The organism is Brevundimonas mediterranea, assembly GCF_014196125.1.
GTDB classification, from domain to species: domain Bacteria; phylum Pseudomonadota; class Alphaproteobacteria; order Caulobacterales; family Caulobacteraceae; genus Brevundimonas; species Brevundimonas mediterranea.
On sequence record NZ_JACIDA010000003.1, the window covers coordinates 199,247 to 215,113 of the forward strand.

A 15,867-nucleotide genomic window follows, 5' to 3' on the forward strand; every position below is an offset into this window, starting at 1 on the left:
CCGTCTCCCCTCGCGTTTCGTCCCATGATAGGGGCGCGGCATGAACATCACCACGGTCGGCCTCGATGCCGACGACACCCTCTGGCACAACGAGACCATCTTCCGCCTGACCCATGCGCGGTTCGTCGATCTGCTGGACGATCACGGCGACGCCGCCACCATCGAGGCGCGGCTGGCCGAGACCGAGCAGCGCAATCTGCGGCTCTACGGCTACGGCGTGAAAGGCTTCACCCTGTCGATGATCGAGACGGCCATGGAGCTGTGCGACGGCGGCGCCCCGCCCGAGGTCGTGCGCGAGATCCTGGCCGCCGGCCGCGAAATGCTGGCCCACCCGGTCGAGACCCTGCCCGGCGTGGACGAGGTGGTCTCCGAACTGGCCGAACACTACCGCCTGATCCTGATCACCAAGGGGGACCTGCTGGACCAGGAGCGCAAGCTGGCGGCCTCAGGCCTGGGCGACCGGTTCGCGGCGGTCGAGATCGTCTCGGAAAAGGACCGCGCCACCTACGACCGCGTCTTCGCCCGCCACGGCACCGGCGCGGCCGAGGCCGTCATGGCCGGCAACTCCATGAAGTCCGACGTCCTGCCCGCCATCGCCGCCGGCGCCTTCGGCGTCCACATCCCCTATCACGTCACCTGGGCCCACGAGCTGGCCGACGCCCCGGTGAACGAACCCCGCTACGTCTCCCTGTCCCGCATCGGCGAACTGCCGGACTGGATTGCGGCCATCGCCAATGGATAAGCTCTTGCCCCCCCGCCCCTCCCTCTCTAAACGGGCCGCTTAACCGACAACCCGACGCGACCTCCGCATGGCGACGCCCTGCGGCGGCTACGCGCGCGCAAACTACGTAAGGATCAGGTCGCCCCTTGGACGCCTCGGACATCAGTCATGACGAACGCGACGCCATGGTGCGTGCGGCGCTGGCCGAGCAGGGCGACAGCGGCGTGACGCCGCGCCACACGCTGTTCTTCTTCCTGGGCGACGAAGACGCCCACGGCGATCTGTGCGAGGTGGCGCGGCGCGCCGGCTTCATCGCGCGCGGCGACGGCGACATGACGATTCTCGAGACCACCATGGCCGTCGATGCGGAGAGTTTCGCTCCCGTCTCGTCCATGATGCAGACCTGGGCCGCGGCCTTCCAGCTGGAGTACGACGGCTGGGAATGCGCGGTCGTGACCCATTAGCGTTCAATAAGAAGAAGAGCTGGCGATGCCCAAGCGCACAGACATAAAGTCCATCCTCATCATCGGCGCCGGCCCGATCGTCATCGGCCAGGCGTGCGAGTTCGACTATTCCGGCGTTCAGGCGTGCAAGGCGCTGAAGGCGGAAGGGTATCGGGTCATCCTGGTCAACTCGAACCCCGCCACCATCATGACGGACCCCGAGGTGGCCGACGCCACCTATATCGAGCCGATCACGCCCGAGATGGTCGAGAAGATCATCGCCAAGGAACGCCCCGACGCGCTTCTGCCCACCATGGGCGGCCAGACCGCGCTGAACACCGCCCTGGCCCTGGACGCCTCGGGCGCGCTGAAGAAGTACGGCGTCGAGATGATCGGCGCGAAAGCCGAGGTCATCGACAAGGCCGAGGATCGCCAGAAATTCCGTGACGCCATGGACAAGCTGGGCCTTGAAAGCCCCCGCTCCAAGGCCGCCCATTCGATGGAAGAGGCGCTTGACGGGCTTGAGTTCGTCGGCCTGCCCGCCGTGATCCGTCCGTCCTTCACCCTGGCCGGCACCGGCGGCGGCATCGCCTTCAACCGCGAGGAGTTCGAGGAAATCGTCCTGCGCGGTCTCGACCTGTCGCCGACCACCGAGGTGCTGATCGAGGAATCGGTGCTGGGCTGGAAGGAATACGAGATGGAGGTCGTCCGCGACACGGCGGACAACTGCATCATCATCTGCTCGATCGAGAACATCGACCCGATGGGCGTCCACACGGGCGACTCCATCACCGTCGCCCCTGCGCTTACGCTGACCGACAAGGAATATCAGCGGATGCGGACCGGCTCGATCAACGTCCTGCGCGAGATCGGCGTCGAGACCGGCGGATCGAACGTCCAGTGGGCCATCAACCCCGCCGACGGCCGCATGGTCGTGATTGAGATGAACCCGCGCGTGTCGCGCTCGTCGGCCCTGGCGTCCAAGGCCACCGGCTTCCCCATCGCCAAGGTCGCCGCGCGTCTGGCGGTCGGCTACACTCTGGACGAACTGACCAACGACATCACCCAGGTCACGCCGGCGTCGTTCGAGCCGAGCATCGACTATGTCGTCACCAAGATCCCGCGTTTCGCCTTCGAGAAATATCCGGGCTCTGAGCCCCTGCTGGGCACCTCGATGAAGTCTGTGGGCGAGGTCATGGCCATCGGCCGCACCTTCCAGGAATCGATGCAGAAGGCCCTTCGCGGGCTTGAGACCGGCCTGTCCGGCTTCGACGAGATCGAGATCGAAGGCGTCGCCGACGTCGAGGACGCCGGCGCCGCCCGCGCCGCCGTGGTCCGCGCCCTGGGCATCCCCACCCCGGACCGCATCCGCGTCATCGCCCAAGCCTTCCGCCACGGCCTGACGGTGGAAGAGGTCAACGCCGCCTGTTCCTACGAACCCTGGTTCCTGCGCCAGATCGCCGACATCGTGCGCGAGGAAGGCCATGTCCGGGTCAAGGGCCTGCCGACCGACCCGACCGAGTTCCGCCGCCTGAAGGCCAAGGGCTTCTCCGACGCCCGTCTGGCCCAGCTGACCGGCGCGACCGAAAAGGCCGTGCGTCTGGCCCGTCGCGGCCTGAACGTCCGCCCCGTCTTCAAGCGGATCGACACCTGCGCGGCCGAGTTCGCCAGCGCCACCGCCTATATGTATTCGACCTATGAGACCGGCGCCCTGGGCCAGATCCCCGAGTGCGAGTCCCAGCCGACGAACAAGAAGAAGGCCATCATCCTGGGCGGCGGTCCCAACCGGATCGGCCAGGGGATCGAGTTCGACTACTGCTGCTGCCACGCGGCCTTCGCCTTCGACGACATCGGCGTCGAGTCGATCATGGTCAACTGCAACCCCGAGACCGTCTCGACCGACTACGACACCTCCGACCGCCTGTATTTCGAGCCGCTGACGGCCGAGGACGTGCTGGAGCTGATCGAGGTCGAACGTTCGAACGGCGACCTGATCGGCTGCGTCGTCCAGTTCGGCGGCCAGACCCCGCTGAAGCTGGCCCACGCCCTGCAAGAGGACAATATCCCCGTCCTGGGCACCAGCGTCGACTCCATCGACCTGGCCGAGGACCGCGAGCGCTTCCAGCAGATGCTGGAGGCCATCGGCCTGAAACAGCCGCCCAACGGCCTGGCCCGTTCGGCCGAAGAGGCCGCCCAGAAGGCGGAAGAGGTCGGCTATCCCGTCGTGCTGCGCCCCTCCTACGTCCTGGGCGGCCGCGGCATGATGATCGTCCACGACCGCGAACAACTGGACCGCTACGTCCACGAGGCCATGCGCGTCTCGGGCTCCGACCCCGTCCTGATCGACCACTATCTGAACCGCGCGACCGAGGTGGACGTGGACGCCCTGTGCGACGACGAGACGGTCTTCGTCGCCGGCGTGCTGGAACATATCGAGGAAGCCGGCGTCCACTCGGGCGACAGCGCCTGCTCCATGCCGCCCTGGTCCCTGTCGGCCGAGACGGTGGCCGAGCTGAAGCGTCAGACCACCGAAATGGCCAAGGCCCTGAAGGTGCGCGGCCTGATGAACGTCCAGTTCGCTATCGAAGAACCGCACAGCGAGAACCCGCGCATCTTCGTGCTGGAAGTGAACCCGCGCGCGTCCCGCACGGCGCCCTTCGTGGCCAAGACCATCGGCCAGCCGATCGCCGCCATCGCCGCCAAGGTCATGGCTGGCGTGCCGCTGAAATCCTTCGGCCTGACCGACAAGCCCTACGACCATATCGCGGTCAAGGAAGCCGTCTTCCCCTTCGCCCGCTTCGCCGGGGTCGACACCATCCTGGGCCCGGAAATGCGTTCGACCGGCGAGGTCATGGGCCTGGACTGGAAGCGTGAGGGCGAGGCCGACATGGCCCCCGCCTTCGCCCGCGCCTTCGCCAAGTCCCAGATCGGCGGCGGAACCACCCTGCCCACGGCCGGCTGCGCCTTCGTCTCGGTCAAGGAGGACGACAAGCCCTTCATCATCGATGCGGTGAAGACCCTGCTGTCCGAGGGCTTCTCCATCATCGCCACCAGCGGCACCCGCGACTATCTGGCTGCGCAGGGCATCGAAGTCGGCCTGGTCAAGAAGGTGCTGGAAGGCCGCCCCCACATCGTCGACGCCATGAAGAACGGCGAGGTTCACCTGGTCTTCAACACCACCTCGGGCAAACAGTCGCTTCAGGACAGCTTCAGCCTGCGCCGCACCGCCCTGATGATGAAGATCCCCTACTACACCACCACCGCCGGCGCCCTGGCCGCGGCCCAGGCCATCGGCGCCATCAAGGCCGGCGACCTGGATGTCCGACCGATCCAGGATTACGCCTGATGCCTGACGCCGGTCGCATTGTTCTGGCGACCGGCGGCTCCCTGGGGGATCTGCATCCCTTCATAGCGCTGGGCCGCGCCCTGCAATCGCTCGGCCATAAGGTCGGGATCGCTACGGCAGTCGACTACCGCGACAAGATCGAGGCTGCGGGTCTGACCTTTCATCAGGTCGGCCCCAGCATCGCCGACCTGACGCGCGACACCGGCATGGACCTGTCGGCCCTCACCGCCGCCATCGCCAAATCTGATCGCTTCCTGTTCGGCGACATCCTGCTGCCTCGGGCCGAAGACGCCGCCCGACAGCTGATCGCCGTCACAGAAGGCGCCGCCGCCGTCGTGGGCTCCACCCTCGCCATCGGGGCGCAGTTTGCGGCAGAGCACTGGCGCATTCCCTGCGTGGCGGTGTCGCTCCAGCCGACAATGGTCTTCTCGCGTTACGACCCGCCCTTCCTCCCCGCCGCGCCTTGGCTGAAACCGGCGACCAGCGGGCCTCAACTCTGGCTGAATGATCTCACCAGGGCGTTGGGTCGGATGAGCACGGCCCGCTGGACCGCGCCGATGAACGCCATCCGCGCCTCGCTGGGTCTGCCGCAGACCAAGGACAACATCGTCTTCGACGCAGGCCGTTCGGCGGACCTGTATCTGGGCCTCTATTCGCCCCTGCTGAGCCCCCGCCAAGCCGACGCCGCTCCCAACTTCGCCGTCGTCGGTTACGCCGCCTACGACAGCGAGACCGGGGGGCCCTCCGCCCTTGCTCCCGACCTCGAGGCCTTCCTGAAGGGCGGGCCTCCGCCGCTGGTCTTCACCCTCGGCAGCGCGGCGGTGAACATCCCCGGCGACTTCTATGTCGAGAGCCTCAAGGCCGCCCGCCGGTTGGCCCATCGCGCCGTCCTGCTGGTGGGGCCTGACGGCGACCAAACCTTGGCCAAAGCCGACGCCAAAATCCATGTCGCGGCCTACGCCCCCTTCTCCCTTCTGTTCCCCCGCGCGGCGGCGATCGTGCATCAGGGCGGGATCGGCACCGTCCATCAGGCCCTGAGCAGCGGTCGCCCGCAACTGGTCGTGCCTCACCTCGGCGATCAGTATGACAACGCCGCCCGCGTGGTTCGGCTGGGCTGCGGTCGGTCGCTGGCGCGACCTCGCTACAGGTCTGACACGGTCGCGGCGGCCCTTCGCGCGCTGGCGGAGGATCCGCTGGTTTCGGCCCGCGCCGAGGCGGTCGCCCCTCAGGTCCGCGCCCAGGACGGCGCTGCCGCCGCGGCCGCGCGCATCAGCGCCCTCCTCCGCCCCTCGTGAGCAAACCTCAACGGGACGCCCCTTGCCTCGCCGCGATCCGGGTCTAAGGTCTCTGCGGGGAAATGGGGGATCGAACATGAAACGCGCGATACTGACGACGACGGCGATGGTTCTCGCCCTGGCCTGCGGCACGCCCACCCTGGCGCAGGACGCCGCTCTGAAGGCGGCGGTGAAGGCGGATTATGACGCCAATCTCGCGACCCTGTTCGACTGGTTCCACCGCAATCCCGAACTGTCGGGGCAGGAGGCCCAGACCTCGGCGCGGCTGGCGCGCGAGCTGACGGCGCTCGGCTATCAGGTCACGACCGGCGTCGGCGGCACGGGCGTGGTCGCCGTGCTGAAGAACGGCGTCGGCCCCACGGTCATGATCCGCGCCGACATGGACGGCCTGCCGCTGCAGGAACGCTCGGGCCTGGCCAACGCCTCGACGGCGCGCCAGCTGGACGCCGACGGGGTCGACAAGCCGGTCATGCACGCCTGCGGCCATGACGTGCACATCACGGCCCTGGTCGGCACGGCCCGCCAGATGGCGGCGCGCAAGGCCAACTGGTCCGGCGCCCTGGTCCTGATCGGCCAGCCGGCGGAGGAGCGGATCTTCGGCGCCCGCGCCATGATGCAGGACGGCCTCTATTCCCGCTTCCCCAAGCCGGACTACGCCCTGGCCTTCCACGTCTCGGCCGACACCCCGACCGGCAAGATCGAGGCCCCGCTGGACATCACCTCGTCCAGTTCGGACAGCGTCGACATCGCGGTGCGCGGCGTGGGCACGCACGGCGCCTATCCGCACATGGGGGTCGATCCCGTCCTGGTCGCCTCCCAGATCGTGGTCTCGCTCCAGACCCTGCGCAGCCGCGAGGTCAATCCTCTGGAGGGGGCGGTCGTCACCGTCGGATCGATCCACGGCGGCATCAAGCACAACATCATTCCCGAACAGGTCGATCTGCAACTGACCGTCCGCGCCGACAGCCCCGAGGTTCGCACCACCCTGCTGGACGGCATCGACCGGGTCGCCCGCAACACGGCCCTGGCCTTGAACGTGCCGGAGGACCGCTTGCCCGTCGTGACCCGCTCGGCGACCGAGACCACGCCGGCCACCATCAACGATCGCGAGACCGCCCAGCGGGTGCGCGACATCTTCGCCTCGACCTTCGGGCCGGACGTGCTGCGCGACAGCCCGCGCACCGGCATGGGGGCCGAGGACTTCGCCTATTTCGTCCAGCCCGAGACCGGGGTGAAGGGCGTCTATTTCAGCGTCGGCGGCACGCCCGAGGCCGAGCTGGAGCAAGCCGCCGGCCACCATTCGCCCCTGTTCAAGATCACCCCTGAACCGGCCGTCACCCTGGGCGTCGAGGCCTCGGTCGCGGCGGCCGAGGGGCTGATGCCCCGGACGAACTAGAGGCGAACTAGGCGGCTTCGGCCGCCTCCTCTTCCCCATCCTCGCCCGCCACGATCCGCGTCGCGGCCAGATCGCCGGTGACATTGCCGACGGTGCGGAAGATGTCGGGGATGACCTCGACCGCCAGCAGCAGCGGCAGCACCCCCAGCGGCAGGCCCATGGCCAGGCAGATGGGGCCGACGCTGGCGAAGAAGCTGACCTGACCCGGCAGGCCGACCGAGGCGATGGACACGGCAATCGCGGTCAAACCGCCTGCGATCAGGGCGGCCAAGCTCAGCTCCACCCCGTTCAGCTGGGCGACATAGAGACAGACCGCCAGGTTGGCGACCGGGCTGGTGATGCGGAACACCGCCACCGCCAGCGGCAGGACCAAGCCGGCCGAGGTCTGGGGCACGCCCAGCCAGTCGCGCGCCCGCTCGATCATCACCGGCAGGCTGGCCAGCGACGACTGGGTCGAGACCGCCACCACCTGGGCCGGGGCCACGGCGCGCGCGAACCGGCCCAGCGAAATCCGCCCCCAGACCGTCGCGACGACGTAGATGAGCAGGATCAGGCCGATCTGGCTCAGACAGACGATGGCGACATAATGGGCCAGGGTGCCCGCAACCCCGATGCCGGCTCGCAAGCCCACGCCCAGCGCCAGGGCGAAGACTCCGAACGGCGCGGCCAGCAGCACCCAGTGGACGATCACCACCAGAGTCTCGGCCACCGCCTCGAAGAAGCCCGCCAGGGGCCTGCGCAGCTCGGCCTTGATCCGGGTCGCGGCGAAACCGAAGGCCAGGGCGAAGACCACCACGGCCAGCACCCCGTCGTCCGCCGCCGCCTTGATCAGATTGGCCGGCGCCAGACTGGCCAGGAAGGCCCGTAGCCCGTCGGTCCGCGCCGCCTCGCCCACGGTCGCCAGCGAATCCGCCGGAACCCCGGCCAACAGCGCCCGCCCCGCCTCCGGATCGATCGGCCACAGGGCCAGCAGACCCAGGCCCGCCAGAATCGCATAGACGGTCGCCCCGACCAGCAGCACGCCGAACACAATCAACGACCGCACCGCGATCCGCCCCGTCGCCGCCGCGTCGGCGATGGAGACGATGCCCGTCACCAGCAGACTGAACACCAGGGGAATGACGGTCATCCGCAGGGCGTTCAGCCACACCTGGCCCAGGCTCTCGACCACGCCCAGCGACGCCGTCAGCCACGGCGCGGCCGCCTCCTGGGCCAGGGCGCCGACGACGACCCCGGCGACCAGGGCCGCAATGACGAAGAAGCTCAGAGAGGTGAAGAAGGCGACGACGCGAGATCTGTTCATAACGCAGGGCTAGCACCGCTTTCGCCGTCGTGCGCGCCAAACCTTCACCGGACGCTTTTCAGTTCATGTCGTCGCAGGCCGAAACGCGACGCCCACCGACGCGTTGAGCCGACGAAGGAGATTTCCATGTCCCGTCTGAACAAACTCGTCCCGCTGCTCGGCGGCCTGCTTCTGTCACGGGGCGGCCGCCGCGTCGCTGGACGGCACGCCGGCAAGTTGGCGCTCGCCACCCTGGCCTATGAGGTCTGGCGCAATCGCCGCGAAGGCGCAGCCCCCAAGGCGCGCCCGCAACCCCGCACCCGCTGGAGCGGCCGCACCCCGCGATAGGTCTGGACTTCCCCGGCGGCGGCGCGGAATAGTCGTCGCCGTTCGAACGGAGTCCCTCCATGATAAAAGTCCACCACCTGAACGACAGCCGCTCTCAGCGCGTGCTGTGGCTGCTGGAAGAACTGGGCCTGGACTATGAGGTGATCCGTTACGAACGCGACGCGTCCAGCCGCCTGGCGCCGCCCGAATTGCTGGCCATTCACCCGCTGGGCAAGTCCCCCGTGATCGAGGACGGCGGGGTCAAGGTCGCCGAAACCGGCGCCGTGGTCGAGTATCTGCTGGAAACCTATGGCGCCGGCCGGCTTCGCCCCGCCGCTGGAACCGAGGATGGGCGGCGCTTTACCTACTGGCTCCACTATGCCGAGGGCTCAGCCATGCCGCCCCTGCTGCTGAAGCTGGTCTTCGCCATGCTGCCGCGTCGCGCGCCCGCCCTGCTGAAGCCTCTGGTCAACAGCATCGCGGCCAAGGCCCTGAAGAGCTTCGTCGATCCCCAGCTTCGCACCCATGTGGGCTTCTGGGAGAGCGAACTGGGTCGGTCGGAATGGTTCGCCGGCGACCAGTTTACCGCCGCCGACATCATGATGAGCTTCCCTGTCGAGGCCGGCGCCGACCGGGCCTTCGACGCCGCGACCAAGCCCCGGCTGAAGGCCTTCCTCGACAAGATCCATGCCCGTCCGGCCTACCGCCGCGCGCTGGAACGGGGCGGGGCCTACAGCTACGCCTGAGGCGAAGGGGCGTCGGACGCAACCCCGCGCCCTGCCGGACGTTAGGAGTCCATGCAGTTTCGAACCATCCAGATCGTAGCGGGCCTGACGGCGGCGGTAGCCTTCGTCCTGGCCTTCATGGCGGCCGGCGCCGCCCTTGTGTCGGGCCTCTTCATGCTGGCCGGTCTGGCCGCCGTCGCCTGGCTGGCCTACAGCCTGATCAAGGGCGTTCTGCGCCGCGACAACAAGTCCGAACCGCCCGCCCGCGCTTGACGCCTCCATCGATAACAGGCCTCGCTCTTGAATTCCTGAACGAGAAACCCTAATATTGATGCCCGGCCGCGCCCGCCCCGCGGCCTTTTGTGTGCCTACTCCGCGTCTTTCCAGTCTCCGGGCGAACCAGAAAAATCACGACACCAATGGAAAAAGTGCCGATGACGGCCGAGGGCTATCGCGCCCTCGACGATCAACTGAAGCAATTGAAGTCGGTCGAAAGGCCGAGCGTCATTGCGGCCATCTCTGAGGCCCGCGAGCATGGCGACCTGTCCGAAAACGCTGAATACCATGCCGCCAAGGAGCGTCAGGGTTGGATCGAAGGCCAGATCGCCGAGATCGAGGACAAGATCAGCCGCGCCCAGGTCATTGACGTGTCGAAACTGTCGGGCAGCCAGGTCAAGTTCGGCGCCACCGTCACGGTGGTGGACGAGGACACCGAGGATGAGGCCCGCTATCAGATCGTCGGCGAACACGAAGCCGATGTGAAGAAGGGCAAGGTCTCCATCGCCTCGCCCATCGCCCGCGCCATGATTTCCAAGGAAGTCGGCGACGTGGTCGAGGTCAACACCCCCGGCGGCGTCAAGGCCTACGAAATCCTCAAGGTCGAGTGGAAGTAAGATCGTGACCGACGCCGCAGGAACACGCCCGCCTTTGGTGTCGCATGTTTCTGTGGGCGTCTCCGACCTTGTGAAGGCGGCCGCCTTCTATGACGCTGCGCTCGGCGCATTGGGGATCAACAGGGTCATGGAGCATGTCATGGGCGTGGCCTATGGCCGCGCTTTTCCCGAGTTCTGGGCCTCCATCCCCCATGATCGCCAGCCATGCTCGGCCGGCAATGGCGTGCATGTCTGTTTCGCCGCATCCGATCGGGGCGCCGTTGATCGTTTCCACGCCCAGGGCCTGGCGGCGGGCGGCCGCGATGACGGCGCCCCCGGCTTCCGGCCCGACTACGCGCCAGGCTACTACGCCGCCTTCCTGCGCGACCCTGACGGAAACAAGCTCGAGGCCATGACATGGGTCAGGCCGGCGTCGATCGACGCGTGACCGCCCCCTCGTCTTCCCGCGTCCTGACCATCTGGGTCGTCTCGGACGGCCGCGCCGGCATCGAGAACCAGGCCCTGGGCCTGGCCGAGGCGGTTGAACGCCTGACCCCGGCCGAGATCGCCGTCAAACACATCCGCTGGCGCCCCCTGTTCGACCGCTTGCCATCGGCCTTCAAGACCCCAGCCATGCTGGCGCCGACGTCCGACCCGCTGACCGCGCCCTGGCCCGATCTGTGGATCGCCACCGGCCGCGCCACCCTGCCGCTCTCGACCCGCGTCAAGGCCTGGAGCCAGAACCGCACCTTCGTGGTCCAGACCCAGGACCCGCGCTGGGCGACGGAACGTTACGACATGGTCGTCGCCCCCGCACACGACGGCCTGTCGGGCGACAATGTCTTCGAGATCACCGGCTCGCCCCACCGCATCACGCCCGAGCGGATCGCCCAGGCCGCCCCCGCCTTCGCGGACCATATCGCCCCCCTGCCCCACCCCCGGGTCGCGGTCCTGATCGGCGGCCGGTCCAAGGCCTTCGACCTGACCGAGGCCCACGCGGCGGATCTGGCCGACCAGATCGCGGACGCCGTCCGCGCGTCCGGAGGTTCGCTGATGCTGACCTTCTCACGCCGCACGCCCGACGCCGCCAAGGCCGTCATGATGGCGCGGCTGTCGGACCTGCCGGGCTGGATCTGGGACGGGACCGGCGACAATCCCCTGTTCGGCTTCCTGCATTTCGCCGACGATATCCTGGTCACCGAAGACAGCGCCAACATGGCCGCCGAGGCCGCCTCGACCGGCAAGCCCGTCCATGTCCTGCCCATGATTGCGCTGAAGTCCGGCGACAAGTTCGCCCGGCTGCACGACGACCTGGCCGAACGCGGCGCCACCCGTCCGTTCGACGGGACACTGGACGGCTGGACCTACGGCCCCCTGGCAGAAACCGAGCGCGCGGCGCGGGCTGTGCTGGAAGCGATGGGGACGCGCTAAGCCAACTACGTTCCGCTCATCCCGGCGAAAGCCGGGACCCAGGGCTTTGGGCGTTCAGATATGGGGAGGGCCCACCAGTTTTGATCCAGCGCACTGCCGAGCGAAAGAACGGGGTCCCGGCTTTCGCCGGGATGAACGGAAGATGGTCTCGTCAGTCCCCGCCTCCGCCGTCTCCGCCGCCGCCGTCCCCCCCGTCATGGCCGTGATGATGCGTGTCCCCTCCGTCGAAAATCACTGGCCCGCCGCCGTCCGAACCCTCGCCTCTCTTCGACTTGGGTTTCGCGCTGAAGGCCACGCCCAGCCCAGCGCCGATGGCGACTCCAACCCCGATCCACAGGGCCAGATTGTCCAGAGCCACCCCCAGCGCGACCCCGATCGCAATCCCCACGCCCATGCCGACCGGCAAGAAAGCCGCCTTGTTGTCGCTCATCCCCGCCTCCCTTTGCACCCGAGGCGAGACTAACATCGCGCAAACGGGAATCAGCCCCTAAATAGGCCTCATGACCCAAGCTCGTACCGTCCGCGTCGCCATCATCGGTTCCGGCCCCGCCGGCTGGACCGCCGCCATCTACGCCGCCCGCGCCTCGCTGAACCCCGTCGTCATCGCCGGCATCCAGCCCGGCGGCCAGCTGACCATCACCACCGACGTCGAGAACTACCCCGGTTTCGCCGAGACCATCCAGGGCCCCTGGCTGATGGAGCAGATGCAGGCCCAGGCCCTGCACGTCGGGACCGAGGTCATCCATGACATCGTCACCTCGGCCGACCTGTCGCAGCGCCCGTTCCGGCTGAAGCTGGACGGCGGCGACGAGATCCTGGCCGAGACCATCATCATCTCCACCGGCGCCCAGGCCAAGTGGCTGGGCCTGGAGTCAGAGGCCGCCTACCAGGGCTTCGGCGTTTCCGCCTGCGCCACCTGCGACGGCTTCTTCTATCGTGGCAAGAATGTCGTGGTTGTAGGCGGCGGCAACACCGCCGTGGAAGAGGCGCTGTTCCTCACCAACTTCGCGTCGAAGGTCACGGTCGTCCACCGCCGCGACGAGTTCCGCGCCGAGAAGATCCTTCAGGACCGCCTGTTCGCCCACCCCAAGGTCGAGGTGATCTGGAACACGGCGATCGAGGAAATCGTCGGCGTCGTGGACGGCATGGCCAAGAACGTCACCGGCGTGCGGCTGAAGAACGTGCAGGACGGCTCGACCCAGGAAATCCCGGCGGACGGCGTCTTCATCGCCATCGGCCACGCTCCGTCGTCGGAACTGTTCAAGGGCCAGCTCGAAACCAACTCGGGCGGCTATCTGCGGGTCAAGCCGGGCACGGCCGCGACGGCCATCGAGGGCGTCTGGGCCGCCGGCGACGTCACCGACGACGTCTATCGCCAGGCCGTCACCGCCGCCGGAATGGGCTGTATGGCCGCGCTGGAGGTCAGCCGTTTCCTGGCCGAGGAAGACCACGCCAAGGCTCACCATCCGATCAGCCACAAGGAAGCGGAAAAGATAGGGGTCTGGTGAACGCCTGCCGCCCGGTCGTCTGAAATCTCAGAGGCCGAGAGGACGTCAGGCGAACAGTTGCAGGCCCGGAGGCGCGTATTCCACCGGCTGGCCCTGTCTGCAGCGTAGGGCGTAATCGACCGCCGTCTGCACGCATCGCTCGTCGGTCGGCTTCGACAGGACGCCGATGGCGCCGGCCACGCCGTCGCGCACCATGCCGGGATTAGCCGTCATGAACAGGACGGTCACGCCCATGTCCTGACCCAGTTCCCGCCCCAGACTGATGCCGGTGGGGCCGTCGGACAGGTGGATATCGACGAGGGCCAGATCCACATCGATCTCTCGCGCCATGTCGCGCGCGCCCTTGGCCGTCGCGGCCACACCAACGACCTCATGACCCAGGTCCTCCAGGACGAAGCGCAGTTCCATCGCGACCAGGGCTTCGTCTTCGATGATGAGGATACGCGCGGTCATGGATACTGAACTTGTGTGCGGGAACGAACAGAACGCAGACGGAAGGGATCGGTTTCAGGCCACAGCGATCTAATGCGACTTTTCGGCCGCCCGGCGACGGGAAAGCGCCGTGGCCGGCAGATCCACCAGGATTCGAAGGCCAGCGGGACGCCAATCCCGAACCAGCCGCCCGCCCAGCTGGCCTTCGACGGACAGCGAGGCAAGGGACGATCCGAAGCCCGTTCGTGTCGGCGTCTGGGACACAGGGGGACCGCCGGTTTCGGTCCAGGTCAGGATGAACCGGTCCTCTTCCCGCCGGGTCGCCAGATCCACCCGCCCCCCCGTCCGAGACAGGGCCCCGTACTTGGCGGCGTTGGTCGCCAGTTCATGGAACAGCAGGGCCACAGACGTCGCCGCCTGATCGTCGAAGACCGCATCATCGCCCGCAAGATGGACCCGGGCCGCGCCTGCGTCATCGGCATACGCCTGAAACAGGTCCGACAGGAAGGCGTGCAACGTATTGGCGCCGACCGTCGGCTGCGACGTCTCGGTGTGCGGCCGCACGAACTCGTGGGCGCGCGCCAGGGCCGTGATCCGCGTCCGCAAGGAGGCGGCGAACGCTCGCGCCTCCGGATACTGCCGCGCCGACAGGGCCACCAGGGCTGTGATGACCGCGAAGATGTTCTTGATGCGGTGGCTCAGCTCCTGGCTGATCAGTTCCCGCCCCTGCTCCAGCCGCTTCAGCTCATCAATGTCTGTGCAGGTGCCGAACCAACGGGTGATCTCGCCGTCGGGGTTCCGCACGGCAGCCGCCCGCCCCAGGGTCCAGCGATAGACGCCGGAATGGTGTTTCAGCCGGTATTCGATCTCATAGGGCTCGCCGGTCGCCAGGCACCGCTTCCAGCGCTCCATCGCTTTCGGCTGGTCCTCCGGGTGGAACATGTCGTTCCAGCCCTCGCCGTCGGTCGATCCGGCGGGCACGCCGGTGAACTCGTACCAGCGCGCATTGTAATAGTCGTGGAAACCGTCCGGTCGCGTCGACCACACCATCTGCGGCATGGCGTCCGCCAGGACCCGGAACTGGGCCTCGCTGGCGCTGAGCCGCGCGGCGATGGCCTCCAGCTCGGCGTCCGCCTGTTTCCGGTCGGTGATATCGACGACGACGCCCGGAAACCGCACGGGCGCGCCGTCCTGATCGAAATAGACCTGGCCGCGGGCCACGATCCAGCGCGCCTGGCCCTGGGCGTCGCGCACCCGGTATTCGCTATGGAAACGGCCCTCCCCGGACATGGCGGCCTGAATCTCGGCCTGGACCCGTGCTTCGTCCTGGGGATCCACGGATCGGGTGAAGTCGGCGATCGGCGCGCCCGTGCGGGCCACGACGGGATCGACGCCGTACATGGCCGCAAACCGTTCGTCGGCGACGACCCGGTCCGCCACGACGTCCCAATCCCAGGCGCCCACATAGTTCGACGCCTGCAACGCCCGACGGGTGGTGTCCTCGCTTTCCTCGCGCTGGCGCAGAACGCGGCGCAGCTCCAGCTGGGACATGACCTGGTCGGCCAGGGTTTGCAGCGCCATCTCCTGCAGATCGGTCAACCCTTCTGGACGGGCCTTGGTGTCGAGCACGCACAGAGTGCCCAGCGGCAGGCCGTCCTGAGTCTTCAACAGTCGTCCGGCGTAGAAGCGCAGATGGGGTTCGCCCGTCACCAGGGGATTGGCGGCGAAGCGCGGGTCCAGGGATGCGTCGCACACCACCATTCTGTCCGCCTGCAACAGCGTATGGGCGCAGAAGGAGGTGGCCAGCGGCGTCTCGCGCACGCCCAGCCCCGTCTCGGCCTTGAACCACTGGCGGTCGGCGTCGATCAGATTGACCACGGCGATGGGCGCCTCGCATATGCGCGCGATCAGGGCGACGATGTCGTCGAAGGCGGCCTCTCGGTCGGTGTCCAGAACCCCGTAGTCCCGAAGGGTCGCCAGGCGCTTGGACTCGTCCCACCGCAGACTGTCTTTATCGGCGTGGGTCAAGCAGGCGTCCTCGCTGGGCCGGTCGTTCCGGTCGATCATGTGAATGCTCTGAACCCGCGAA

Annotated in this window: 16 protein-coding genes; 12 read left to right on the plus strand and 4 right to left on the minus strand. The window is 67.8% G+C overall.

Annotation, left to right across the window (positions count from 1 at the left end):
- Nucleotides 1-40 precede the first annotated feature (40 nt).
- The 5 genes from GGR11_RS14675 (at nucleotide 41) to GGR11_RS14695 (ending at nucleotide 7,201) form a co-directional block, all read left to right on the plus strand.
- Entirely contained in the window at nucleotides 41-742 is a 702-nt protein-coding gene (locus tag GGR11_RS14675) for an HAD family hydrolase (protein WP_183198171.1), read from the plus strand.
- 125 nt (nucleotides 743-867) lie between these two features.
- Nucleotides 868-1,185: a ribonuclease E inhibitor RraB gene (locus GGR11_RS14680; protein WP_008261382.1), complete on the plus strand. Its 318-nt coding sequence runs from the start codon at nucleotides 868-870 to the stop codon at nucleotides 1,183-1,185.
- A 25-nt stretch (nucleotides 1,186-1,210) separates the two neighbouring features.
- Nucleotides 1,211-4,510 carry a carbamoyl-phosphate synthase large subunit gene (gene carB / locus GGR11_RS14685; RefSeq protein WP_183198173.1) on the plus strand — a complete coding sequence of 1,100 codons (3,300 nt, stop codon included), beginning with the start codon at nucleotides 1,211-1,213 and terminating at the stop codon, nucleotides 4,508-4,510.
- Complete coding sequence (locus GGR11_RS14690) at nucleotides 4,510-5,805, plus strand: glycosyltransferase (protein ID WP_183198175.1); 1,296 nt, start codon at nucleotides 4,510-4,512, stop codon at nucleotides 5,803-5,805. The genes carB and GGR11_RS14690 overlap by 1 nt, the downstream gene beginning before the upstream one ends.
- Nucleotides 5,806-5,881: 76 nt before the next feature.
- Nucleotides 5,882-7,201 carry an amidohydrolase gene (locus GGR11_RS14695; protein WP_183198177.1) on the plus strand — a complete coding sequence of 440 codons (1,320 nt, stop codon included), beginning with the start codon at nucleotides 5,882-5,884 and terminating at the stop codon, nucleotides 7,199-7,201.
- A 7-nt stretch (nucleotides 7,202-7,208) separates the two neighbouring features.
- Here the strand turns inward: GGR11_RS14695 and GGR11_RS14700 are convergent, their stop codons facing one another.
- A complete protein-coding gene (locus GGR11_RS14700) occupies nucleotides 7,209-8,504 on the minus strand; it encodes a dicarboxylate/amino acid:cation symporter (protein WP_183198179.1) in 1,296 nt (431 codons plus the stop codon).
- 126 nt (nucleotides 8,505-8,630) lie between these two features.
- Here GGR11_RS14700 and GGR11_RS14705 point away from each other — a divergent pair, with 126 nt between their 5' ends.
- The 6 genes from GGR11_RS14705 (at nucleotide 8,631) to GGR11_RS14730 (ending at nucleotide 11,838) form a co-directional block, all read left to right on the plus strand.
- Nucleotides 8,631-8,831, plus strand: coding sequence for a cysteine protease (locus GGR11_RS14705; protein ID WP_183198181.1), 201 nt, complete (start codon nucleotides 8,631-8,633; stop codon nucleotides 8,829-8,831).
- Nucleotides 8,832-8,890: 59 nt separating this feature from the next.
- Nucleotides 8,891-9,556, plus strand: coding sequence for a glutathione S-transferase family protein (locus GGR11_RS14710; protein WP_183198183.1), 666 nt, complete (start codon nucleotides 8,891-8,893; stop codon nucleotides 9,554-9,556).
- A gap of 51 nt (nucleotides 9,557-9,607) precedes the next feature.
- Nucleotides 9,608-9,808 carry a hypothetical protein gene (locus GGR11_RS14715; RefSeq protein WP_183198186.1) on the plus strand — a complete coding sequence of 67 codons (201 nt, stop codon included), beginning with the start codon at nucleotides 9,608-9,610 and terminating at the stop codon, nucleotides 9,806-9,808.
- A 146-nt stretch (nucleotides 9,809-9,954) separates the two neighbouring features.
- A complete protein-coding gene (gene greA, locus GGR11_RS14720) occupies nucleotides 9,955-10,428 on the plus strand; it encodes a transcription elongation factor GreA (protein WP_183198187.1) in 474 nt (157 codons plus the stop codon).
- 4 nt (nucleotides 10,429-10,432) lie between these two features.
- Complete coding sequence (locus GGR11_RS14725) at nucleotides 10,433-10,855, plus strand: VOC family protein (protein ID WP_343051150.1); 423 nt, start codon at nucleotides 10,433-10,435, stop codon at nucleotides 10,853-10,855.
- The gene (locus GGR11_RS14730; protein WP_343051151.1) at nucleotides 10,852-11,838 is read left to right on the plus strand and encodes a mitochondrial fission ELM1 family protein; all 987 of its coding nucleotides are present in this window, start codon (nucleotides 10,852-10,854) and stop codon (nucleotides 11,836-11,838) included. Before GGR11_RS14725 ends, GGR11_RS14730 begins: the two co-directional genes overlap by 4 nt.
- Nucleotides 11,839-11,989: 151 nt before the next feature.
- Here GGR11_RS14730 and GGR11_RS14735 read toward each other — a convergent pair whose 3' ends face one another.
- Nucleotides 11,990-12,268: a glycine zipper domain-containing protein gene (locus tag GGR11_RS14735; RefSeq protein ID WP_183198192.1), complete on the minus strand. Its 279-nt coding sequence runs from the start codon at nucleotides 12,266-12,268 to the stop codon at nucleotides 11,990-11,992.
- Between the two features lie 70 nt (nucleotides 12,269-12,338).
- On the opposite strand from GGR11_RS14735, the gene trxB reads away from it, so the two are divergent.
- The gene (trxB, locus tag GGR11_RS14740; protein WP_183198193.1) at nucleotides 12,339-13,346 is read left to right on the plus strand and encodes a thioredoxin-disulfide reductase; all 1,008 of its coding nucleotides are present in this window, start codon (nucleotides 12,339-12,341) and stop codon (nucleotides 13,344-13,346) included.
- Between the two features lie 45 nt (nucleotides 13,347-13,391).
- Here the strand turns inward: trxB and GGR11_RS14745 are convergent, their stop codons facing one another.
- Both GGR11_RS14745 and GGR11_RS14750 read right to left on the minus strand, forming a co-directional pair.
- Complete coding sequence (locus GGR11_RS14745) at nucleotides 13,392-13,799, minus strand: response regulator (RefSeq protein ID WP_183198195.1); 408 nt, start codon at nucleotides 13,797-13,799, stop codon at nucleotides 13,392-13,394.
- Between the two features lie 69 nt (nucleotides 13,800-13,868).
- Nucleotides 13,869-15,845 (minus strand): PAS domain-containing protein, encoded by a 1,977-nt coding sequence (locus tag GGR11_RS14750; protein ID WP_183198197.1) that lies wholly within the window; start codon nucleotides 15,843-15,845, stop codon nucleotides 13,869-13,871.
- Between the last annotated feature and the right edge of the window lie 22 nt (nucleotides 15,846-15,867).